Below are 20,846 nucleotides of genomic sequence, written 5' to 3'. Positions count from 1 at the left end.
CCACCCATCCTACGAAACAACACGAAGACAGAGTACACCGCCATGAACTTCGATTTTTCCGACGACCAGAAGCAGCTCCGCGACGAGGCCCGGCGTTTTCTCACCGAGAAGTGCCCGCCCAAGGCGGTGCGCGCCGTGATCGACGGCAAGGCGCCCTATGACCGCGAGCTCTGGAAGGGTCTCGCAGATATGGGCTTTCTCGGCGTCGCCATCCCGGAAGCCTTTGGTGGCTCGGGTGCCGGTCATCTCGAACTCTGTGTGATCGCGGAGGAAATGGGCCGCGCGCTGGCGCCGGTGCCGTTCTCGTCCACCGTGTATCTTGCCGCCGAAGCGCTGCTTCTGGCCGGCTCCGATGCGCAGAAGCAGAAGTGGCTGCCGGCCATTGCGCAGGGCAATGCCATCGGCACGCTGGCGCTGTTCGAAGGCTCGGGCAATCCGTCGCCGAAGGCGATCAAGCTCACGGCAGCTAACGGCGTGCTCAACGGCACCAAGAAGCCGGTGGCTGATGGCGCCATCGCCGACTTTGCCATCGTTGCGGCACGCACGGGCTCAACCGGCCGCGACAGCGACATCGCCCTGTTTCTGGTCGATCTCACCAGCGAAGGCGTCGAGGCCAAGGCGCTGACCTCCATCGATCCGTCGCGCAATCAGGCCGAGATCTCCTTCAAGAACGTCAAGGCCGAGCCGCTCGGCGCCGCCAACGAAGGCTGGAGCATCCTCTCGCGGGTGCTCGATCGCGCCGCCGTGCTGATCGGCTTCGAACAGGTCGGCGGTTCCGATCGCGCACTGGAAATGGGCCGCGACTACGCGCTCGATCGTATCGCCTTCGGTCGCCAGATCGGTTCGTTCCAGGCTGTGAAGCACATGCTCGCGGACATGTATGTCTCCGCGACGCTGGCACGCTCCAATTGTTACTACGGCGCCTGGGCGCTTTCGACCAATGCGTCCGAACTGCCGGAAGCTGCGGCTGCCGCGCGCATCAGCGCGACCCAGGCATTCCAGCACTGCTCCAAGAACAACATCCAGGTTCACGGCGGCATGGGCTTCACCTGGGAGTTCGACTGCCATCTCTATTATCGTCGCTCCAACGCCGTGGCGGTCGGATTGGGCTCGCTGTCCTATTGGGAAGACCAGTTGATCGAGCGCATGCGCCAGAAGAACGCGGCGTAAGGATCGATCGAGATGAATTTCGATGACACCCCACAGGAGGCCGCGTTCCGCGCCGAGGCGAAAGCCTGGATCGCGGCCAATGCGCCCAAGCAATATGAAGACGAGCTGAAAAAGGCCGCGCTTGGCCGCATTCAGCTCAGGAGCGCGAATATTCTCGATGTCGCGAAAGCCTGGCAGAAGAAGAAGGCAGATGCCGGCTGGGCGGTCCCGCATTGGCCGAAGGAGTATGGTGGTCGCGGCGCTTCTCCGATCGAGCGGGTGATCTGGCAGCAGGAAGAGGGCGTGTTCGGCAAGCTTGGCGCGCTGTTCATCATCGGTCACGGCATGTGCGGCCCGACCATGATGGCCTATGCCGCCGAGGAGCATAAGCGGCAGTATTTGCCGCCGCTGGCCTCCGGCGAGAAGATCTGGTGCCAGTTGTTCTCCGAACCAGCTGGGGGGTCGGACGTGGCCGGTCTGCGCACCCGCGCAGAGAAGGATGGCGATGACTGGGTCATCAATGGCCAGAAGATCTGGACCTCGGGCGCGCATTACTCGGATTACGGCATCCTGATTACCCGCACCGATCCCACTGTGCCGAAGCACAAGGGTCTCACCATGTTCTTCCTGGATATGAAGAGCCCGGGCGTCGAGGTGAAGCCGATCAAGCAGGCCAACGGCCAGGCCGAATTCAACGAGGTCTATTTCACCGACGTGCGGATTCCAGATAGCCAGCGCCTCGGTGCCGTCGGCGATGGCTGGAACGTGTCACTGACCACGCTGATGAACGAGCGCATGGCAATCGGCGCCAATGTCGCCACCGGCTTCCCGGAGCTGTTCGAATTCTGCAACAGCCTGATGCTGGATGACGGTCCGGCGATCGATGATCCGGCCGTGCGCTCCAGGCTCGCCAACTGGGCGGTGCGCGCCAGCGGACTTCGTTACACCAGCTTCCGCGCCATCTCGGCGCTGTCGCGCGGTGAGCGACCGGGTCCGGAAAATTCCATCGGCAAGCTCGTTGCCGGCGCCATGCTGCAGGACGTCGCGACCTATGCGCTCGATCTGCAGGGCGCGGCCGGTGTACTGAACGGACCGGAAGACGCAGAGGTTGCCGGCAAATTCCAGGCGATGCTGCTGCGTTCGCCCGCGACGCGCGTCGAGGGCGGCACTGACGAGATCCTGCGCAATATCATCGCGGAACGCGTGCTCGGCCTGCCGGGCGACATCCGCGTCGACAAGGACGTGCCATTCAACAAGATCCCGACCAAGGGACGATAAGTCAGCCTGTGGGATGGGTAGAGCGCAGCGAAACCCATCAATGTCCGCGCAAGCCCATCGATGGGTTTCGCAAGGGCTCTACCCATCCTACGCTTTCTTTTCTCATTAAGGACGACTGCCATGAATTTCGATGACACGCCGCAGGAAGCCGAATTCCGCGCGATCGCGCGCAAGTGGATCGACGCCAATGCGCCGAAGGAGCTGGAGGCCGAGCTGACCAAGCCGTCGGCCAAGCGCGCCTCTGAGAAGCGCGATGCGATGCTCGATGTCGCCAAGGCCTGGCAGAAGAAGAAAGCCGATGCCGGCTGGGCCTGCCTGCACTGGCCGAAGGAATATGGCGGCCGTGGGTCGACGCCGATCGAGCGCGTGATCTGGCAGCAGGAAGAGGGCGTCTATGACAAGCTCGCGCGGCCTTTCGCTATCGGGCAGGGCATGTGTGGTCCTACCGTGATGGCCTATGCCTCCGAAGACCAGAAGCGCAAATACCTGCCGCCTTTGGCGTCGGGTGAGAAAGTCTGGTGCCAGTTGTTTTCCGAACCTGCCGGCGGATCCGACGTCGCCGGTCTGCGCACGCGTGCTGAAAAGGATGGTGACGACTGGATCATCAACGGCCAGAAGATCTGGACCTCCGGCGCGCACTATTCGGACTACGGCATCCTGATCACCCGCACGGACCCGAATGTGCCCAAGCACAAGGGCCTCACCATGTTCTTCCTGGACATGAAGAGCGACGGCGTCGAGGTGAAGCCGATCAAGCAGGCCAACGGCATGCAGGAATTCAACGAGGTGTTCTTCACCAATGTCCGGATTCCAGACAGCCAGCGCCTTGGCGCGGTCGGTGACGGCTGGAACGTATCGCTGACCACGCTGATGAACGAGCGCATGTCGATCGGGTCACGCGTCGCGACCGGCTTCCCGGAACTGTTCGAATTCTGCAGCAACCTGATGCTGGAGGATGGTCTTGCCATCGACGATCCCAATGTGCGCTCAAGGCTCGCAAACTGGGCGGTGAAGAATTCCGGCCTGAAATATACCAGCTATCGCTCGATCTCGGCGCTGTCGAAGGGCGAGCGTCCAGGTCCGGAGAACTCCATCGGCAAGCTGGTCTCGGGCACGATGATGCAGGATATCGCGATGTTCGCCGCCGATCTGCAGGGCGCTTCCGGTGCGCTTGTCGGCGCCGATGCGGAAGCGGCCGGCGAATTCCAGGCGACGATCCTGGGTTCGCCCTCGATGCGTATCGCCGGCGGGACCGACGAGATCCTGCGCAATATCATCGCCGAGCGCGTGCTCGGCCTGCCGGGCGACATCCGCGTTGATAAGGACGTGCCGTTTAACAAGGTCCCGACCAAGGGACGGTGACATCTCCGTCCTCATCCTGAGTAATATGTAGGATGGGTAGAGCGAAGGTGCATCGCGCCGAAGCGAAACCCATCATCTCAATGCATTGCCGTGATGGGTTTCGCGAAGTCGCTCTATCCATCCTACAGGCCGAGGATTTCATGACTGAAACTACTCCCATCGATATGCTCGAAGATCTCCTCGCGTCGCGCTACTCCTGCCGTGCCTACAAGACCGAGCAGGTGCCGCGCGCGATTATCGAGCGCATTCTCAATGCCGCGCAGAAGACCGCGTCGTGGTGCAACAGCCAGCCGTGGCAGGTGACGATCACGTCGGGTGAAGCCACCAGGAAGTTTCGCGACGTGCTCTATCCCGTCGCGGCCGCAGGCACGCCGAATTCCGGCGATTTCCCGTTTCCGCGCGAATATCGCGGGGTCTATCTGGATCGCCGCCGTGAAAGCGGCTTTCAGCTCTACAACACGCTGGGCATCGCAAGGGGCGACAAGACCGCCTATGCCGAACAGGCGCTACAGAACTTCAATTTCTTCGGCGCGCCGCATGTGGCGATCATTACCTCGGACGAGGCACTCGGCGTCTATGGCGCGGTGGACTGCGGCGGCTATGTGAACAACTTCATGCTGGCGGCGCAGGCGCTGGGACTAGCGACCGTGCCGCAGGCCGCGCTGGCATTTCATTCGGCGGTGGTCCGCCAGCATTTTGGCATGAGCGATGACCGCCGCGTGGTTTGCGGCATCTCGTTTGGCTATCCGGATCGCGAGCACAAGGTGAACAGCTATCGGACGAACCGCGCGCAGCTGGACGATGTAGCGACGTTTGTCGGATAGATAAGGCTGTGCCTCGCTTCCCCTCGCCCCGCTTGCGGGGAGAGGGAAGCGTGGCGCAGCGCCAGATCAAAACCTCGGCGCCCGTTTCTCCGCAAACGCCTTCGTGCCTTCCTTGATCTCGTCGCCGCGCATGCTGTCCCGCGCGCGCTGGTCGGCCGCAGCCTCGTCCAGCTCGCCGCGGGCGAATTCGTTGATCGCCTGCTTCATGCCGCGCATGGCGACCGGCGCATTTCCGGCGAGAGTATTCGCGAGCTTGTCGACTTCCTCGTCCAGCGCCTCGGCGGGCACCATGGCGGTGAGGTAGCCGATGCGGAGCAGTTCGCTGGCTTCCAGCTTCTGAGCGGTGAGGAACAGCCGCTTGGCGTTGTCGACCCCGAGCCGGCTCACATAGCGTTTGATGCCGCCCTTGTAGTAGTGCAGCCCGAGCCGGGCTGCCGGCATGAACATCTCGCAGGTATCGACGCCGATGCGGAAGTCGCAGGCCAGCGCCAGGTCGGTCGAGCCGCCATAAACGCCGCCATTGAGCCGGCAGATGGTCGGCAGCCCCAGATCCTCGAGCCGGTTGGCGACGGCTTCGAAGGCCGATCCGGAAGAACCTTCTGCTACGGATTTGGGTGCACTTGCCGCGCGCTCGGAGATGGCATTGAGGTCGAAACCGGCGCTGAAGGCCCGGCCGGTGCCGGTCAGGACCAGTACCCTGATGGTGCGATCCGCCTCCACGCGATCGAACAGCTCCATCAGGGTGTCCAGGTCGGGCTGGGACAGCCGGTTCAGCTTCCGGGGGCGGTTCAGGCGGATGGTGGCGCGCGGGCCGTCGATGCTCAGAACGGGTGGCGAGGACTGGTCTGACGCGGTTTCTGTCGTTTCCGACATGTTGTTCTTCTCCCTGGCGTTTTCGAGCCCGGTTCGCGTTTGGAAAACGCGTCGAATCAAAAATCGCGTATCTCGGTGCGGGCAGTGAATGGACCGTGCCCGTAGCCGGATGGCGCGTCAATCCGCGCATCGGACCGCGATTTTGAGCGGTTGCAAGGCGGGCTATTTTAACCGGATGGGCTATATTGCAGATGCAAAGGCCCGGTTATCCGTCCTTCATGTTGGCGGGTGACGATGCGGCCGTTCCTGAAAACCCGGTTTGCTCCCATGGATATGTCCTATCTCCATCACGCCGGCAGTGCCTTCGCCACCATCTTCGTGGTGGCGACCTGCACGATGCGCACGATGATCCCGCTGCGGGTGTTCGGCATCATGGCCAACGTCCTGCTGATCGCGATCTCGATCCCGACCCACAACTATCCGACGATGGCTCTGCATACGGTCCTGCTGCCGCTCAATATCTATCGCCTGCGCCAGATGCTGCAATTGGTGCAGGACGTGAAGAAGTCGGTGAACTCGGACCTGTCGATGGAATGGCTGAAGCCGTTCATGACCAAGCGCCCTTGCAAGGCCGGCGAGATCCTTTTCTACAAGGACGAGAAGGCCGAGGACATGTTCTACATTGTCAGTGGCCGCTATCGTCTCGTCGAGTCCGGGATCGAACTGCCGGTCGGCGCCATTGTCGGCGAGCTTGGCATGTTGTCACCCACGAATGAGCGCACCCAGACGCTGGAGTGTATCGAGCCAGGCATGGTGCTCAGCGTCAGCTACAGCCAGGTTGAAGAGCTCTACGTGCAGAATCCGGAATTCGGTTTCTTTTTCTTGCGTCTCGCCAGCGCGCGGTTGTTCGAGAATATCAACAAGCTGGAAGCGCGCCTCGCCAAGCAGGATACACCCGCATTGCCGATGGCGCCGCAGCCCGTATAAGCGTCAGGACGTCCTGTGGCAGGCTTTATCAACGTCATCCGCTCCACGCTCGCCGAACTGGCGAACAAGGACGAACCTGTGGCGCCTGTCCTGCCGGCAGGCCTGCCGGATGCGGTGCGTCCGGTGGCGCAGGATGGCGTGAATCTGCTGATCAATTATCAGAGCGCCGGCTATGCACAGCTCTATAGCAACCGGCTGCGTCGCTTCGTCGGCCGGCGAAATGTCGATGACGAACTGTTCTGCGAGATTGCGCGGCTGCTCGCCGTGCGCATGAGTTATCAAGATCCAATCCGCATCGCACAGCTCAAGCTGCAGGAGCCCGTGATACCCGGTCGGCCGCCGGTGGTCGACAAGCGGCGCTTTCGGCTTGATGAACTGGTGTCGGCATTGCCGGAGATCGTCGGTGATCCCCTGATGTGGGCACTTGAGCGCATCTATTGCGCGCATCGCACGGTGCCCATTCGGTTCAGCAAGGCGAGCATTTGGGGCGTCAAACGTCTTGAGTTCGAATCCTGGCTGCGACGCTGGCGCCTGTTGTCGACGCGCTACGAGACCGAGCGTGTCTGGGTTGAGCGCTGGCTGCATATGATCGATCGCGCATTGACCAGGCAGCCCGACGCGGCAATGGCCATCGTGCAGACGGCCACCATGATCGAAGGCTACGGCACCGGCTACCGGCAAGGCATGGCCGCCTGGCATCAGATCATCGACGGGCTTGCCAAGCCAGCTTTCGATGGAACGTTGGTGATTGCCGATCTGTCGGACGCAATCGCGCGTGCGCGTGCGGTTCCGCGCGACCCCAAGGGTGACCAATTACGCAAGGCGATCGGCGAACTCCGCGCGCACGAGGTGATCAGCTAGCGTGAAAGTGGAGTATGGACGGTGATATCTCGGTTGAATGGCTGTGCAGGAAGCGGTGAGTTTCAGGTTCCGCTGCGTGCATTCCCGGTTTCGGGGTGTCATAAATAGGGCGAGCGATCGGGATCGGCTGGGCAGGCCGTTCTATCGTGACCGGTGAGAGGGACGTCAGCTTGTTGTTTCCTGCAATGTCGTCGTCGATTGCTCTGGGCGGGCTCGTCGGGTGGATGCTCGTCCTCACCGTCAAGCACGTGATCGCGGATTTCCTGTTGCAGAACGCCTGGATGGCGATGGGCAAGGATCAGCGGACCGGATGGGCGCTGCCGCTGCTGACGCATTGTGCGATCCATGGTGTCCTCACGACATTGTTCGTGGCCGTCGTACAGCCGAAGCTCTGGTTCCTGGGGCTGGTCGATTTCGCCATCCACATCACCATCGATCGGCTCAAGGGCATCTGCGTATCGCATTTCGGTGTGACGCAGGGCCATCGCTGGTTCTGGTGGCTGATCGGTATCGATCAGGCGCTGCACCACCTGACCGACTTCTTCCTGGCCATCTTCATCGTCGCCAACAGCTGATGCGCATTTGAACGCTTCGAGTTCCAATGTGGCGGTATCGCGGCGCGGCTGCCACATTTCAAACTGTTACTCAAGAGACGCACCCGGCCATTAAGGCTGTTGGTTAACTGCACGTTAGGAAATTCAACCGCATCCTCATCAACGAGGAGAAACCCCATGCGGTCCAGCCGTCAAGCTTTTGAGAACGATTTTTGCCCCGTCGAGGAAGACCTGCTCGGTGCAATGTATCGTGCCAATGAGAATGGCCTGCCCCATCTTGTGGCGAGCGTTTCATCCGATGTCCGCGCGATGCTGGCCTTGTTCTGCTATCGCCGCAGTCATCTCCATGCCTTGGCGATTTCGATCGCATCGAGCTGCAGCGAACGTGAGCTGATCGAATTCGGTGGCCGCGTCGGTTCCACACTCTACGCGTTGTCCCACGACACCGCCGTAGCGCGTCCTTCGGTGTCGGCCTATCACAGCCGCAAGGCCATCACGCTGTCGACCAAGCCGCTCTCGACGCTGGCGCCGATGGATGACGATCTCGACGACGAACTGGACGACAAGGCACTCGCTCACACCGTTACGGCGTGAACTGACGCCAACTATTCTGCGGCTGCCAGCACGGGCAGCCCGTGCCGGCGTCGCGCCATGGCACATTCGGGATCGCCGGGCATGCAGGTCCGACACACGTCCGGCCTGACTGCATAGATCCCGCAGGCTGTTGCCTCTCCAATTTTTCCCGTCAGCGCGCTGCAGCGATCACCATCGCAGCGCATTCCCGATTCACGATCATTGATGTATTTGGCCGGGATCAGATCGAGTTCGGCATCGTCCTCGATGGTGAAGCGCGGCCAGTTGCTCGAATATGAACAACACGCGCCACAGGCCTGGCACGGGCTGGCGTCGCTGATCGTGGTGACATCGCTTGTCATGCCGCGGTTTATCGCGATCGGGCGGATTGCGCCAGCCGTGCAGATGCAGGCTCGCCTGTTTCAGGTATCCTGTGGCCGCTCCCAGCTCAGCGTCTTGCGCCATTTGCTGCGCAGCGTTTCGCGCCGTTCCGGATACTTCTCATCGAGGAAGTGGGCCTCGATCGCGCGGTCGGTTCGAAAACTGCGGAAATCCTTGCGAAGCTCGCACCACGCCGCCAGCAGCCGCACGGCTTCCAGATAACCCACCGCGATCGGCCAGACGATGCGCTCGCTGTTGCGACCGGCTTCGTCCCGGTAAAGCAGCCGGACCTTCTTGCCCGCATGAATATGCGCGCGCATTTGCACCATATCCATACTGTCGGCGGCGCCGTGGAAATCCGGCCGCGCGCGGCTCGCGGGTTCCAGCACAAACGGGCGCAAGCGTTCGGGCACGGTGTCCGCGATCTTCGCAATGAGATCCTGTGCCGCCTTGGCCAAGGCTGGATCCGCGTGGCCCATCACCCATTGCGCGCCAAGCACGGCGGCTTCGATTTCGTCGGGTGTCAGCATCAGCGGCGGCATGTCGAAGCCGCGTTCGAGGATATAGCCCATGCCGGCTTCGCCGCGGATCGGGACGCGTTGTGCCATCAGTGTCGCGATGTCGCGATAGATCGTCCGTTTTGACGTTTCGAGTTCGGCGGCAATGGCATCGGCTGTCAGCGGCTTCCGCGTGCGGCGGAGCACCTGGATGATCTGAAACAGCCGGTCGGCGCGTCTCATGGTCGTCTCTCTGTCATTCTTGGTCCGCGGTGGATGCTGACAGCATGTTGGCAGCAGGGGGCAGGCATACAGGACCCAGGTTCAAACGATCGAAGGATTCTGCAATGGCCGCTTTCGAGTGTCTCGAAGCATTTTCGCATGATGACCGCCTCTGGCGCATCCGGGCATGGCTGCTCGAACGCACAATTTTTGTCCTGTCCGGAGACCTTCGCTGGGCCCTGATCGGGCTCGGCTGGCGCATGGCCACCGCCGTGGTGGGCCAGACGCGGGTCTGGGTCGCCGGCGTCACGCAACGTGATGGCTGCTGACACCATGTTGGCAGCAGCGAATGCCTAGTCTCTTGTCCTTATCACTCGGAGAAACCACATGATCGTCCTTCACGGCGCAGGCGCGGGCTTCGGCCTGCCGGAAATCAGCCCTTTCGTCACCAAGACGGAGGTCCAGCTCAAGATGGCCGGCTTGCCCTATCAGAAGCAACCGGCACGTCCGCAGGATTCGCCGAAAGGGCAGATGCCCTATATCGACGACGGGGCTGAGACCATCGCCGACTCCACCTTCATCCGAGCCTATATCGAACGCGAATATGACGTGGATTTCGATAAGGGTCTCGATCTCGCTCAACGTGCGCAGGCCTGGGCGATCGAGCGGATGATCGAGCATCACCTCTATTGGTCGCTGGTCGGCGTGCGCTGGGTCGATGCCGATAACTTCGCCAAGGGACCATCGCGCTTCTTCGATGGTGTGCCGGAGGCGCATCGCGCCGAAATTCGCGAAGCCGCGCGAAAGTCTGTCATTCAGAATCATCTGGCGAGCGGCCTTGGCCGGCATCCGGCGGATGAGGCGCTCCAGCTCGCCGATCGGTCCCTGATGGCGCTGTCGGTGCTGTTGGCCGGAAAGTCCCACCTGATGAGCAACCGCCCCGCCGGTGTCGATGCGACGGCATTCGGCGTCCTGGCCGGAATTCTGTCGCCTCTGTTTCCATCACCGTTGCAGCGTCAGTTGCAGCGTTACGGGAATCTCGTCGCTTACGTCGATCGCATGATGGCGGAGTATTATCCCGAGCATGTCTGGCAGTGCAGCGTCGCAGCCTGACCTCTGCACGGTCTTCAATGCGGCGGCGCTGAGTCCTTCAGCGTCGCCAGCTCGGCTTCCAGCTCTGCGATCCGTGCATCGCGCGCTGCCAGTGCTGCAGCAACATCGGCGGCATCGAATTTCTGCGGGATATGCTGCGGGCAATTGGTATCCCACGCGGCTATGGTGAACAGGATCACTTGCTCGGGCTTGGCGCGATAGCCTTGGGGCATCAGCGATGCCAGCAGCGCCGGATCGTCCTCCACCACCCGCGCCGTTCCCCAGAGCTTGACCCGGCGACGATGTGCGAAATCCATGATGAAGATGTTCGCCTTGGGATTTTCGGCCAGATTGCCTTGCGTGATGTATTGCCGGTTGCCGCTGTAGTCGGCGAAGGCCAGCGTCTGCTTGTCGAGCACCTTCACGAAGCCGGCTGGCCCGCCGCGATGCTGGATGTAGGGCTGGCCGTCCGCGCTGGCGGTGGCAAAGAACAGGCTGTTGGTTTCAGCGAGAAACGCAGCAAGATTGTCATCGACCTCGGTACGCCAGCCGCCGTTTTCCTCAACATGCGCATAGCCGGAACGCGACCCCTTACGGGTTTGGATCGCCTTGACGGTCGGCGTGAAGGCAATGTCGCTGGAATAGGCGTGGCTGTCTGACATGGCTTACTCCTGATTGGAGCTGGGAACAGGATAGGTTCTCGCTGGTCAAAAGTGGCTTCTTCTTCGCAATAGAACAATCGTCGGAATTGACACTTCATTGTTGCGGGATATGAAATAGTTGGATGGATCGCATCGAAGCCATGACCGTCTTCGTCGCCGTAGCGGACCTGCAGGGGTTTGCGCCTGCGGCCCGCAAGCTTGGACTTTCCGCCTCGGCCGTCACCCGCATGGTGGCCGCCCTGGAAGAGCGACTGGGCGCCCGCCTGCTTCAGCGGACCACCCGCTCGGTGATGCTGACCGATGTCGGCGCGCGCTATCTGCAACGAGCGCGCCAGATTCTCGCGGACATCGAGGAGGCCGAAGGCTCCGCGCAGGCCGAACGCGCACAGCCGAACGGGCGTCTGGTCGTCTCCGCACCGGTCGGCTTCGGGCGTCTGCACGTCACGCCCCTGATATCGGCCTATCTGCAGCGTTATCCCGATGTGTCAGGCGAATTACGACTGACTGATCGCATGGTCAGTCTGGTTGAAGACGGGATCGATGTCGCCGTCCGGATCGGCCATCTCCCCGATTCCAGTCTGGTGGTGCGTCATGTCGGCAGCATGCCGCGTATCGTCGTCGCGTCGCCGGATTATCTGGCGCGGCGCGGGGAGCCGAAGACGCCGGAGGACATTGCGAAGCACGATACGATCCAGTTCGGTGCCATTACATCAGCGCCGGAATGGCGCTTCGTGCAGGATGGCGATGACATTCGCATCACGCATATGCCGCGCTTCACGACCGACGTTGCCGATGCCGCCATCTGGCATGCCGAGCATGGCGGCGGCCTGACCCGCGTGCTGGCCTATCAGGCGGCCGATGCCCTGGCGGCCGGACGCCTCGAACGCGTGCTTATGAGGTTCGAGCCGCCAGCGGTGCCGATCCACATCGTCTATCCGACGTCGCGGCTGTTGTCCGCGAAAGTGCGCGTCTTCATCGATCTCGCTGCCGAAACCTGCCACTGGGATTTCAGCAAGCGATAGCCAGTGCTACACTTTTGGTGATGCCACACTGAACGTGCCATTCGCCCGGGCGCAGGGCTCGCCATCCGCCGTGATCAGCGCCTGCGCAAAGCAAAGGCGTTTGCCGGTCTTGATCACTTCGGTCTCGATCTGCAGCCACTGTCCGATCTGCGCGGCGCCGAGGAAATCGGCGGACAGATTGACGGTCACCAACCGTGTGCCGCCGCCGACTACATGCCCACAACTCAGGCCCATCGCATTGTCGGCCAGCGCCGTGATCAGCCCGCCATGCGCCATGCCGCGCGAATTGGTATGCGCTTCGGCGATGCGGAGACCGAGGATGACGTTGCTGTCCGTCACCTTCGAATAGATCGGCTCCCACGGGGCGGTGAGGGGGCTCTTGCGATAATGTGGCGCGAAGCCATCGGGGATCGAAATGTCGGTCATGGCGCACCCATCTGGATCGTTTACGCCATAGAAGCGAAAGCATGCGCAAAGGACAGGCCAACAAAGTTTGAAACAGGTCTGACTGGATGTTTAAAACAGGTGTGACAGCGATAACGCCAAACCCAGTCCGTCATCACCAGCGAAAGCGGATGAACCGGTAAACACGGGCGGTTCGGATCATCACACTTGCCGCTGTTTACTGGGTCACCCGGTCAAGCCGGGTGACGACATGCAGAGTGTGAGTGCGCGGGCCTAATACGGCAGTCCCACATAATTTTCTGCCAGCGATGCCGTCGCGACATCCGAATGCACGACGTAGTCGAGCTCGGCTTGCTGCAGCTTGGTGCCGAAGCCGTCATTATCGGGGAAGCGGTGCATCATCGAAGTCATCCACCACGAGAAGCGCACTGCTTTCCACACGCGTTTCAGCGCGATGGCCGAATAGAAGTCGAGACCACTCGAGGATTTCTCGTCATAGAATTCGCGCAGCGCCGTGGAGAGGTAATGGACGTCGGAGGCGGCGAGGTTGAGGCCCTTGGCGCCGGTCGGCGGCACGATATGGGCGGCGTCGCCGGCCAGGAATAGCCTGCCGAACCGCATCGGCTCCGCGACAAAACTACGCAGCGGCGCTATGCTCTTCTCCAGCGAAGGACCGGTGATGAGGCTCTCGGCCGCCTCCGTGTCGAGACGGCGACGCAACTCATCCCAGAACATATCGTCGGTCCAGTTCTCGACCTTCTCGTCGAGGGAGCACTGGACGTAATATCGGCTGCGCATCATCGAGCGCATCGAGCACAGCGCGAAGCCGCGTTCGTGATTCGTATAGATCAGCTCATGCGACACCGGCGGCGTATCCGAGAGCAGGCCGAGCCAGCCGAACGGATAGATGCGCTCGAAGGTCTGCACGGCCGAGGCGGGTACGCTCTGCCGCGACACGCCATGGAACCCGTCGCAGCCGGCGATGAAATCGCAGGCGATTTCGTGACTTACGCCATCCTTGACGTAGCGGACGCGAGGGCTTTTGCCGTCGAAATCATGCAGACTGACATTGTCGGCATCGTAGACTGTGGTCAGCCCGGCCTTGTCGCGGGCGTCCATCAGGTCGCGGGTGACTTCGGTCTGGCCATAAACCGTGACCACCTTGCCGCCGGAGGCTTTCTTCAGGTCGAGGCGGTGGCGAATTCCGCCGAATAGAAGCTCGATTCCGTCATGGATCAGGCCTTCGTGATGCAGGCGCTCGGTAATCCCCAGCTTTTCCAGCAGGCCAACGGTGCCTTGTTCGAGCACGCCGGCGCGGATCCGTGCCAGCACATAGTCGCGATCCTTACGTTCGAGAATAACGTTATCGATCCCATAGGCATGCAATAGTTGCCCAAGCAACATTCCAGCCGGACCAGCTCCGATGATGGCAACTTTTGTTCGCAACGCTTGCTCCCGCGGTTGATATAGGCTCTGTCGTCCGACTGAGTTGACAAGTCAAGCGAGGTCGCGACACTGGCTCCGCAACGTGTGCGATCGCACCGCTTGCATGGATGATTATAACATATAACAATATTCGCAAAGGGCCATTCAAGGTCCGGTGAACACGTTCGAGAGAACACGTCCAGGTGGACGTAGAGGGAGAGACGATGAGGAAAGCAATTCTCGCATTGCTGGCGGCTGGCTGCATCATGCCGGTACTCACGCCCGCGCAGGCGCAAGACAAGACCGTCAATATGAAAGTATCGCTGTGGGTGCCGCCAGCGCATCCGCTGGTGCCGGCCACGCAGGCCTGGGCCGCCGATATCGAGAAGGCCTCGGGCGGCAGCATCAAGATGTCGGTGTTCCCCTCGGAACAGCTCGGCAAGGCGTTCGACCATTACGACATGGCGCGCGATGGTATTGCCGATATCACTTATGTGAATCCCGGCTATCAGCCCGGCCGTTTCCCCATCGTGGCCGCAGGTCAGCTGCCCTTCGTGTTCTCGGATGGTAAGAAGGGCACCCTCGCGCTCAACGAGTGGTATCAGAAATACGCCAAGACCGAGATGAAGGATACGAAGCTGTGCTTCGCTTTCATCCACGATCCCGGATCGATCCACGGCAAGAAGAAGATCCTCGTACCGTCAGACCTCAACGGGGTGAAGGTCCGCCCCGCGCAGAGCACCATCGGCGAAATGGTCAAGCTGTTCGGCGGCACCAATGTGCAGGCCTCGGCACCGGAATCGCGCGATGCGATCGAACGCGGCGTTGCCGACGAGATCGCGTTCCCGTGGGGCTCGATCTTCCTGTTCGGCATCGACAAGGTGGTGAAGTATCACATCGACGTGCCGCTCTATTCGACGGTGTTCACCTACAACATCAACCTCGCCAAGTATAATTCCATGTCCGCGGCGCAGAAGAAGATCATCGACGATCACTGCACGCCGGAATGGGCCTCGAAAGTCACCGATCCCTGGGTCGATTTCGAAGCCAATGGCCGCACCAAGATGAAGGCGCTTCCGGATCACGAGGTCTACAAGCTGACGCCGGAACAGCTTGCCGAGTGGAAGAAGGGTATCCAGCCTCTCAACGCCGCTTGGGCCGCTGCTGTCAAGAAGGCCGGCGGTGACGCCGATGCCATCGATGCAGATCTCAAGGCGATGCTGAAGAAGCACGACGCCGGGTTGTGATTCTGACCTCTCCCCGCTCGTGGGGAGAGGTCGCCATTCGCATGCGACGCATGTGAATGGCGGGTGAGGGGAAATCTCCGCCGGCTCCGACGCTCGTGGAGAGTCCCCTCATCCGACTCGTTCGCACTTCGTGCGCGCGAGCCACCTTCTCCCCGCAAGCGGGGAGAAGAAAGTAAGCGCCATCAGGACCTGCCCATGACCGCCACGCCCCATATCTTCCAGGACGGTGCCCTCGGCATTCCGCCCGACCCGCCGCGCAAGAACATGATGGATCGCTTCATCGATTCCATTGAATGGATCGCCGCATTCTTCGTCGGCATCGTTGCGCTGAACACCTTCATTGCGGTGTTCATGCGAAAATTCTTCGCGGTCACGATCCCCGATTACTACAATATCGGCCAGTTCATGCTCGGCGTGCTGATCTTCTGGGGCATCGCCGCGACCTCCTATCGCGGCTCGCACATCACCGTCGATCTGGTCTGGGCCAATGCGACGCCGAAATATCAGCGCTGGATCGACGTGTTCGCAACCTTGGTGCTGCTGTTCGTTGTCGCGGTGCAGACCTACACACTGTTCGATAAGGTGGTGGACACCTATTCGAGCCACATCGTCACCATGGATCTGCAATTACCGGTCTGGCCGTTCTTCCTGCTGTCATGGATCGGCGACGTCTCGGCGGTGCTGCTGATCGCGATCCGCACTTACCGGCTGATCTTCCATCCGGAAGAGATGCACGAACCCAAAATCAAGACGGCAGAGTAAGTCGCATGGACCTCAGTAATGAAGCGGTTGCCGTCATCGGCTTTGTCAGCCTGTTTGTCCTGATGCTGCTGCGCGTGCCGGTGGGCATGGCGATGGGCCTCGTAGGCATCACTGGCTTCGGCTATCTGACGGGTTTTGCGCCGGCACTCAAGCTGGTCGGTCAGACCACCATGCGGACCGTGACGGATTATTCCTTCGGCGTGATCCCCATGTTCCTCCTGATGGGGGCCTTCGTCTCGGTCTCGGGTATCAGCCGTGAGCTGTTCCGCGCGGCCAACACCTTCGTCGGCCACTGGAAGGGCGGATTGGGCATCGCGACCATCGCCGCCTGCGGCGGTTTTGCTGCGATCTCCGGCTCGTCGGTGGCGACGGCCGCGACATTCTCCGCCGTTGCCTATCCGGAAATGCGCCGTTTCAACTATCCGCAGAGCTTCTCCACCGGCGTCATCGCCGTGGGCGGCACGCTTGGTGCGATGCTGCCGCCGTCCACAGTGCTTGCGGTTTACGGCATCATTACCCAGCAGGACATTGGCAAGCTGTTTATCGCCGGCATCGTGCCGGGCTTGCTCGCTATCGTGATGCACATGATCACTATTGCGATCATCGGGGTGGTCAAGCCGGGCTTCCTGCCGGCGGGCCCGAAGGCGTCCTGGCGCGAGCGCGCTGCGGCGATCCGAGACGTGTGGTCGCCGCTGCTGCTGTTCGTCTTCGTGATCGGCGGCCTCTATGGCGGCTTCTTCATTCCGACCGAAGCCGGTGCGGTCGGCGCGGTCGGCGCCTTCATCATCGGCGTGCTGCGCGGCAAGCTGAACAAGGACGGCATCCTGCAGTCATTGCTGCAGGCGACCCGGACCGCAGCAGCCGTGTTCACTGTGCTGATCGGCGCGCTGTGCTTCGGCTACTTCCTCACCATCACGCAGACCCCGCAGCATGTCACCGAATTCCTCACCGGTTTGGGCATTGGACCCTACGGCGTGCTGGCGCTGATCCTTCTGATGTATCTCGTGCTGGGCTGCCTGATGGATGCGATGGCGATGGTCATCCTCACCGTGCCGATCGTGTTTCCTGTGATTATGGCGCTGGGCTTCGATCCGATCTGGTTCGGCATCGTCATCGTGATGACCGTCGAGCTCGGCCTGATCCATCCTCCGGTCGGCATGAACGTCTTCGTCATCAAGAGCGTGATCAAGGACGTCAGCATGGCGACCATCTTCAAGGGCGTCCTGCCCTTTGTGGTCACGGACCTGATCCGCCTCGTATTGCTGATCCTGTTCCCGCTGATTGCCACCTGGCTGCCGACGCGGATGATTGGATGATGCGATGACGACACCGCAACTCGCCACGAAGTATGTCTTCAGCCTCGCTATCAAGGTCGGTACGCCGGTCGTTGCCGGCGACCTCGGATATGGCGTCCGCCGCGTCATCCCGGTCCTTGGTGGGTCCGTGGAGGGCGAGGGTATCAAGGGCACGATCCATCCGACTGGTGCGGATTTCCAGGTCATCCGTCCGGACGGCTTCACCGAACTGGAAGCGAAATACACGTTTGCACTCGACGACGGCGCCATCGTCTATATCGAGAATATCGGCATCCGCTTCGGGCCCAAGGAAGCGCTCGATCGCATTGCCCGCGGCGAGGCCATCGATCCTGCGCTGATCTATTTCCGCTCGGTGCCCCGATTTGAAACCGGCCATCCCAAATATCGCTGGCTGATGCAGAACCTGTTCATCGGCGTCGGCGCCCGGCATCCGGATCGGGTCGAACTGGCAGTGCATCAGGTGCTGTGAGACCTGTGTTGCCGGGCAGGGCGTCGAGATCAGGTAGGGCGATGTGGTGCTCTTGGATCCGGATCGCTGTCGCGCACCGAAATACCTGACCTTAACCTAGGGCGAAATCAACCCCTATTGCACCGCAAGATTGACTCATGAGCCATTCGTTATAAGATATAATTATTCTAGCCAGGACCTAATCGCGCTCATGAACCAAGCCGTCGCCGTTGCCGCCGCCATGCTCCAGATCGAAACCCGGGGCCGCGTGCTGATCGTGGGCCTGAACCGTCCCGCCAAGCGCAACGCGCTGAACGATGGACTGATCCTGGACATCGAGCGTTGCTTCGCGTCGCTGCCGGAAGACATCGGCGCGGTGGTGATACATGGCATCGGCGGGCATTTCTCCGCCGGCCTCGATCTGTCCGAACTCACCGAGCGCGACGCGACGGCCGGCCTGATGCATTCGCGCATGTGGCACCGGGTGTTCGATATCATCCAGCATTGCCGTGTCCCGGTGATCGCCGCATTGCAGGGGGCCGTGATCGGCGGCGGGCTTGAATTGGCTTGCTCTGCACATATTCGTGTCGCGGATCCCTCGGCCTATTACGCGCTGCCGGAAGGTAGCCGTGGTATCTTCGTCGGCGGCGGCGGTTCGATGCGCCTGCCGCGCCTGATCGGCGTGCACCGGATGGCCGACATGATGCTCACCGGCCGCGTCTACAAGGCGGAAGAGGGCATGGCGCTCGGCTTCGCGCAATATCTGACGGAAGCCGGCGGCGCACTCCCTAGGGCGATCGAACTCGCCGAACGCGTCGCGCAGAATGCACCGTTGACAAATTTCGCGGTGCTGCAAGCGTTGCCGCTGATCGCTGAAGCCAGTCCGCAGACAGGGTTGATGCTGGAAGCACTGATGGCGTCGGTGGCGCAGAGCGATCAGGAGGCGAAAAATCGCATCCGCGATTTTCTGGATCGCAAGGCGGGCAAGGTGAAGCCCGGCTGATCCGGGCCAACGACTACCAATAAAAATAAAAGAATCGGGACGAAATACACAGGGCGGAAGCAATGTCTGCAAGTGCTGACAAGATCGATCAGACGAAACGAGCGGCGACGGAACATCCGTTGCGGCCGATTTCCTATGGCGATCCGGCTGTTACCATCGAGCGCCGCGACGACGGCACCATCTATCTGCGCCCGACCAATGCCATCGGCGACTATCCGGAACGTGTCACCGATTATCTGCATCAATGGGCCAGGGAGGCGCCGGATCGCGTTTTCATGGCCGAGCGAGCGGAAGGCGGTGGCTGGCGCGAAGTCACCTACGCGCAGATGCTCGATGCGGCCCGCCATATCGCCTCGGCGCTGTTGTCGCGCAGGCTCTCCGCCGACAGGCCCATCGTCATTCTCTCCGGAAATTCCATCGATCACGCACTGATTGCCTTCGGCGCGCTCTATGCCGGCATTCCCTATGCGCCGGTGTCGCCGGCCTATTCGCTGGTCTCGAAGGACTACGGCAAGCTCGGTTATCTCATGAAGCTGCTGACGCCCGGGCTGGTTTTCGTCGATGACGCGGATGCGTTCATGAACGCCATTCACTTCAATGTGCCGGTCGACACTGAAGTTGTCGTTTCTGCCGGCGCCCTGCCGGACCGGCCCGTGACCAAGCTTTCCGATCTGCTCGTGACGCCGGAGGCCGCCAATCTTGATGCTGCGAACGCAGCCATCGGTCCTGATACCATCGCGAAGTTCTTGCTGACGTCAGGCTCCACCGGCAATCCGAAAGCCGTGATCAACACCCAGCGCATGATGTGCGCCAACCAGATCATGCTGCGCGATACGCTGGCGTTCCTGAAGGACGAGCCGCCAGTCATCATCGACTGGCTGCCGTGGAATCACACATTTGGCGGCAACCACAATATCGGGCTGACGCTGTTCAATGGCGGTTCGATGTATCTCGACGACGGCAAGCCGACACCTGCGGGGATCGAGCAGACCATCCGCAATCTGCGCGAGATCTCGCCGACGGTCTATTTCAACGTCCCCAAGGGCTATGAATCGCTGCTGCCTTATCTGCGAGAAGACGCTGCGCTGCGCGAGAAATTCTTCGCGCGGCTGCACGCGATGTTCTTTTCGGGTGCGGCGCTGTCGGCCTATGTCTGGGACAGTCTTGACGAACTGTCGGTGCAGACCACTGGCGTGCGCGTGCCGATGCTCACCGGCCTTGGTGCCACCGAGACCTCGCCCTTCTTCATGTGCGTCAATCCCGTGACCAGCCGCTCCGGCCATGTGGGTCTTCCCGTCCCGGGCAACGATGCCAAGCTGGTGCCGAACAACGGCAAGATGGAAGTCCGCGCCAAGGGGCCGAACATCACGCCGGGCTATTGGCGGGAGCCGGAACTGACCGCGAAAGCGTTCGACGAGGAAGGTTACTATATTTTCGGCGATGCGCTGAAAGCTGTCGATCCCGATGATCTCTCCGCAGGTTTCGATTTCGATGGCCGCATTTCCGAGGACTTCAAACTCGGCAGCGGCACCTGGGTCAGCGTCGGCCCGCTGCGCGCACGCTTCGTTGGCACCTGCGCGCCGCTGGTGCGCGACGTGGTGATCGCTGGCATCAACCGCGATGAACTTGCAGCGCTCGTGATCCTCGATCTCGATGGGTGTCGCGTGATCAACCCCGACCTGGCCGCCGGCGATCTCGCCGCTGCGGCCAATGATCCGATCGTCCGCGACGCATTCCGTGAGCGACTCGCGCGCTTCCTCGCTGGCGCCACCGGATCCTCGACACGGATCGCCAAGGCGGTGCTGCTCGACACGCCGCTGTCGATCGATCGCGGCGAGGTCACGGACAAGGGCTCGGTCAATCAGCGCGCGGTGCTGGAGCATCGTGCCAAGTTGATCGACGATATCTATGGGAATCCGGAAGTTGCGAAAGTGATTGCGATCTAGAACGGCAGAGAAATCGA

At 61.3% G+C, this 20,846-nt stretch carries 23 protein-coding genes; 17 read left to right on the top strand and 6 right to left on the bottom strand.

Translation table 11 applies throughout. The features are described 5' to 3' along the window. The first annotated feature begins 42 nt into the window (after positions 1-42). The 4 genes from ACEK02_RS26115 (at position 43) to ACEK02_RS26100 (ending at position 4,613) form a co-directional block, all read left to right on the top strand. Entirely contained in the window at positions 43-1,170 is a 1,128-nt protein-coding gene (locus ACEK02_RS26115; RefSeq protein ID WP_371424397.1) for an acyl-CoA dehydrogenase family protein, read from the top strand. Positions 1,171-1,182: 12 nt separating this feature from the next. After that, positions 1,183-2,427, top strand: coding sequence for an acyl-CoA dehydrogenase (locus ACEK02_RS26110; protein WP_371424396.1), 1,245 nt, complete (start codon positions 1,183-1,185; stop codon positions 2,425-2,427). A gap of 120 nt (positions 2,428-2,547) precedes the next feature. Further along, positions 2,548-3,789 (top strand): acyl-CoA dehydrogenase, encoded by a 1,242-nt coding sequence (locus tag ACEK02_RS26105; protein WP_371424395.1) that lies wholly within the window; start codon positions 2,548-2,550, stop codon positions 3,787-3,789. A 140-nt stretch (positions 3,790-3,929) separates the two neighbouring features. Continuing rightward, positions 3,930-4,613: a nitroreductase gene (locus ACEK02_RS26100; protein WP_371424394.1), complete on the top strand. Its 684-nt coding sequence runs from the start codon at positions 3,930-3,932 to the stop codon at positions 4,611-4,613. Between the two features lie 66 nt (positions 4,614-4,679). Here the strand turns inward: ACEK02_RS26100 and ACEK02_RS26095 are convergent, their stop codons facing one another. Continuing rightward, positions 4,680-5,486 carry an enoyl-CoA hydratase/isomerase family protein gene (locus tag ACEK02_RS26095; protein ID WP_371424393.1) on the bottom strand — a complete coding sequence of 269 codons (807 nt, stop codon included), beginning with the start codon at positions 5,484-5,486 and terminating at the stop codon, positions 4,680-4,682. A gap of 267 nt (positions 5,487-5,753) precedes the next feature. Between ACEK02_RS26095 and ACEK02_RS26090 the strand changes: the two genes are divergently transcribed. From ACEK02_RS26090 to ACEK02_RS26075, 4 genes are all read left to right on the top strand, one after another. Further along, the gene (locus ACEK02_RS26090; RefSeq protein ID WP_371424392.1) at positions 5,754-6,413 is read left to right on the top strand and encodes a Crp/Fnr family transcriptional regulator; all 660 of its coding nucleotides are present in this window, start codon (positions 5,754-5,756) and stop codon (positions 6,411-6,413) included. A gap of 15 nt (positions 6,414-6,428) precedes the next feature. Then, complete coding sequence (locus ACEK02_RS26085; RefSeq protein WP_371424391.1) at positions 6,429-7,274, top strand: DUF6537 domain-containing protein; 846 nt, start codon at positions 6,429-6,431, stop codon at positions 7,272-7,274. Between the two features lie 170 nt (positions 7,275-7,444). Continuing rightward, entirely contained in the window at positions 7,445-7,849 is a 405-nt protein-coding gene (locus ACEK02_RS26080; protein ID WP_371424390.1) for a DUF3307 domain-containing protein, read from the top strand. Positions 7,850-8,005: 156 nt separating this feature from the next. Then, positions 8,006-8,422: a hypothetical protein gene (locus ACEK02_RS26075; RefSeq protein WP_371424389.1), complete on the top strand. Its 417-nt coding sequence runs from the start codon at positions 8,006-8,008 to the stop codon at positions 8,420-8,422. Positions 8,423-8,433: 11 nt separating this feature from the next. On the opposite strand, the gene ACEK02_RS26070 is transcribed toward ACEK02_RS26075, so the two are convergent. Together ACEK02_RS26070 and ACEK02_RS26065 are read right to left on the bottom strand one after the other, a co-directional pair. After that, positions 8,434-8,763: a YkgJ family cysteine cluster protein gene (locus ACEK02_RS26070; RefSeq protein WP_371424388.1), complete on the bottom strand. Its 330-nt coding sequence runs from the start codon at positions 8,761-8,763 to the stop codon at positions 8,434-8,436. Between the two features lie 60 nt (positions 8,764-8,823). Continuing rightward, positions 8,824-9,522: a YafY family protein gene (locus tag ACEK02_RS26065; protein WP_068735007.1), complete on the bottom strand. Its 699-nt coding sequence runs from the start codon at positions 9,520-9,522 to the stop codon at positions 8,824-8,826. A 104-nt stretch (positions 9,523-9,626) separates the two neighbouring features. Between ACEK02_RS26065 and ACEK02_RS26060 the strand changes: the two genes are divergently transcribed. Together ACEK02_RS26060 and ACEK02_RS26055 are read left to right on the top strand one after the other, a co-directional pair. Then, entirely contained in the window at positions 9,627-9,830 is a 204-nt protein-coding gene (locus ACEK02_RS26060; RefSeq protein ID WP_371424387.1) for a hypothetical protein, read from the top strand. Between the two features lie 58 nt (positions 9,831-9,888). Then, positions 9,889-10,614 carry a glutathione S-transferase family protein gene (locus ACEK02_RS26055; RefSeq protein WP_371424386.1) on the top strand — a complete coding sequence of 242 codons (726 nt, stop codon included), beginning with the start codon at positions 9,889-9,891 and terminating at the stop codon, positions 10,612-10,614. Positions 10,615-10,628: 14 nt separating this feature from the next. Here ACEK02_RS26055 and ACEK02_RS26050 read toward each other — a convergent pair whose 3' ends face one another. Further along, complete coding sequence (locus ACEK02_RS26050) at positions 10,629-11,255, bottom strand: pyridoxamine 5'-phosphate oxidase family protein (protein WP_371424385.1); 627 nt, start codon at positions 11,253-11,255, stop codon at positions 10,629-10,631. 122 nt (positions 11,256-11,377) lie between these two features. On the opposite strand from ACEK02_RS26050, the gene ACEK02_RS26045 reads away from it, so the two are divergent. Continuing rightward, on the top strand, positions 11,378-12,277 hold the full coding sequence (locus tag ACEK02_RS26045) for a LysR family transcriptional regulator (RefSeq protein WP_371424384.1): 900 nt from the start codon (positions 11,378-11,380) through the stop codon (positions 12,275-12,277). 6 nt (positions 12,278-12,283) lie between these two features. Here ACEK02_RS26045 and ACEK02_RS26040 read toward each other — a convergent pair whose 3' ends face one another. Then, positions 12,284-12,703 (bottom strand): PaaI family thioesterase, encoded by a 420-nt coding sequence (locus ACEK02_RS26040; RefSeq protein WP_371424383.1) that lies wholly within the window; start codon positions 12,701-12,703, stop codon positions 12,284-12,286. Between the two features lie 252 nt (positions 12,704-12,955). Next, positions 12,956-14,128 (bottom strand): 4-hydroxybenzoate 3-monooxygenase, encoded by a 1,173-nt coding sequence (gene pobA / locus ACEK02_RS26035; RefSeq protein WP_371424382.1) that lies wholly within the window; start codon positions 14,126-14,128, stop codon positions 12,956-12,958. 203 nt (positions 14,129-14,331) lie between these two features. Here pobA and ACEK02_RS26030 point away from each other — a divergent pair, with 203 nt between their 5' ends. From ACEK02_RS26030 to ACEK02_RS26005, 6 genes are all read left to right on the top strand, one after another. Continuing rightward, on the top strand, positions 14,332-15,354 hold the full coding sequence (locus ACEK02_RS26030; RefSeq protein WP_371424381.1) for a TRAP transporter substrate-binding protein: 1,023 nt from the start codon (positions 14,332-14,334) through the stop codon (positions 15,352-15,354). A gap of 264 nt (positions 15,355-15,618) precedes the next feature. Next, positions 15,619-16,116 carry a TRAP transporter small permease gene (locus ACEK02_RS26025; protein ID WP_371424422.1) on the top strand — a complete coding sequence of 166 codons (498 nt, stop codon included), beginning with the start codon at positions 15,619-15,621 and terminating at the stop codon, positions 16,114-16,116. Between the two features lie 5 nt (positions 16,117-16,121). Beyond that, complete coding sequence (locus tag ACEK02_RS26020; RefSeq protein WP_371424380.1) at positions 16,122-17,432, top strand: TRAP transporter large permease; 1,311 nt, start codon at positions 16,122-16,124, stop codon at positions 17,430-17,432. Between the two features lie 4 nt (positions 17,433-17,436). Then, positions 17,437-17,901, top strand: coding sequence for a DUF3237 domain-containing protein (locus ACEK02_RS26015; RefSeq protein WP_371424379.1), 465 nt, complete (start codon positions 17,437-17,439; stop codon positions 17,899-17,901). Positions 17,902-18,091: 190 nt separating this feature from the next. After that, on the top strand, positions 18,092-18,883 hold the full coding sequence (locus tag ACEK02_RS26010) for a crotonase/enoyl-CoA hydratase family protein (RefSeq protein ID WP_371424378.1): 792 nt from the start codon (positions 18,092-18,094) through the stop codon (positions 18,881-18,883). Positions 18,884-18,945: 62 nt separating this feature from the next. Next, complete coding sequence (locus ACEK02_RS26005; protein WP_371424377.1) at positions 18,946-20,829, top strand: feruloyl-CoA synthase; 1,884 nt, start codon at positions 18,946-18,948, stop codon at positions 20,827-20,829. Positions 20,830-20,846: the final 17 nt, after the last annotated feature.

Source organism: Tardiphaga sp. (assembly GCF_041424195.1).
Lineage (GTDB): Bacteria > Pseudomonadota > Alphaproteobacteria > Rhizobiales > Xanthobacteraceae > Tardiphaga.
The sequence above is the reverse complement of the archived record's forward strand: the minus strand, read 5'-3'. Positions and strand labels throughout refer to the sequence as shown.

Bases quoted from the DNA above. Each gene is read 5' to 3' on its own strand.
- ACEK02_RS26115 (WP_371424397.1), top strand. From the start codon at position 43: ATGAACTTCGATTTTTCCGACGACCAGAAGCAGCTCCGCGACGAGGCC.
- ACEK02_RS26110 (WP_371424396.1), top strand. From the start codon at position 1,183: ATGAATTTCGATGACACCCCACAGGAGGCCGCGTTCCGCGCCGAGGCG.
- ACEK02_RS26105 (WP_371424395.1), top strand. From the start codon at position 2,548: ATGAATTTCGATGACACGCCGCAGGAAGCCGAATTCCGCGCGATCGCG.
- ACEK02_RS26100 (WP_371424394.1), top strand. From the start codon at position 3,930: ATGACTGAAACTACTCCCATCGATATGCTCGAAGATCTCCTCGCGTCG.
- ACEK02_RS26095 (WP_371424393.1), bottom strand. From the start codon at position 5,486: ATGTCGGAAACGACAGAAACCGCGTCAGACCAGTCCTCGCCACCCGTT.
- ACEK02_RS26090 (WP_371424392.1), top strand. From the start codon at position 5,754: ATGGATATGTCCTATCTCCATCACGCCGGCAGTGCCTTCGCCACCATC.
- ACEK02_RS26075 (WP_371424389.1), top strand. From the start codon at position 8,006: ATGCGGTCCAGCCGTCAAGCTTTTGAGAACGATTTTTGCCCCGTCGAG.
- ACEK02_RS26070 (WP_371424388.1), bottom strand. From the start codon at position 8,763: ATGACAAGCGATGTCACCACGATCAGCGACGCCAGCCCGTGCCAGGCC.
- ACEK02_RS26065 (WP_068735007.1), bottom strand. From the start codon at position 9,522: ATGAGACGCGCCGACCGGCTGTTTCAGATCATCCAGGTGCTCCGCCGC.
- ACEK02_RS26060 (WP_371424387.1), top strand. From the start codon at position 9,627: ATGGCCGCTTTCGAGTGTCTCGAAGCATTTTCGCATGATGACCGCCTC.
- ACEK02_RS26055 (WP_371424386.1), top strand. From the start codon at position 9,889: ATGATCGTCCTTCACGGCGCAGGCGCGGGCTTCGGCCTGCCGGAAATC.
- ACEK02_RS26050 (WP_371424385.1), bottom strand. From the start codon at position 11,255: ATGTCAGACAGCCACGCCTATTCCAGCGACATTGCCTTCACGCCGACC.
- ACEK02_RS26045 (WP_371424384.1), top strand. From the start codon at position 11,378: ATGGATCGCATCGAAGCCATGACCGTCTTCGTCGCCGTAGCGGACCTG.
- ACEK02_RS26040 (WP_371424383.1), bottom strand. From the start codon at position 12,703: ATGACCGACATTTCGATCCCCGATGGCTTCGCGCCACATTATCGCAAG.
- ACEK02_RS26030 (WP_371424381.1), top strand. From the start codon at position 14,332: ATGAGGAAAGCAATTCTCGCATTGCTGGCGGCTGGCTGCATCATGCCG.
- ACEK02_RS26025 (WP_371424422.1), top strand. From the start codon at position 15,619: ATGATGGATCGCTTCATCGATTCCATTGAATGGATCGCCGCATTCTTC.
- ACEK02_RS26020 (WP_371424380.1), top strand. From the start codon at position 16,122: ATGGACCTCAGTAATGAAGCGGTTGCCGTCATCGGCTTTGTCAGCCTG.
- ACEK02_RS26015 (WP_371424379.1), top strand. From the start codon at position 17,437: ATGACGACACCGCAACTCGCCACGAAGTATGTCTTCAGCCTCGCTATC.
- ACEK02_RS26010 (WP_371424378.1), top strand. From the start codon at position 18,092: ATGAACCAAGCCGTCGCCGTTGCCGCCGCCATGCTCCAGATCGAAACC.
- ACEK02_RS26005 (WP_371424377.1), top strand. From the start codon at position 18,946: ATGTCTGCAAGTGCTGACAAGATCGATCAGACGAAACGAGCGGCGACG.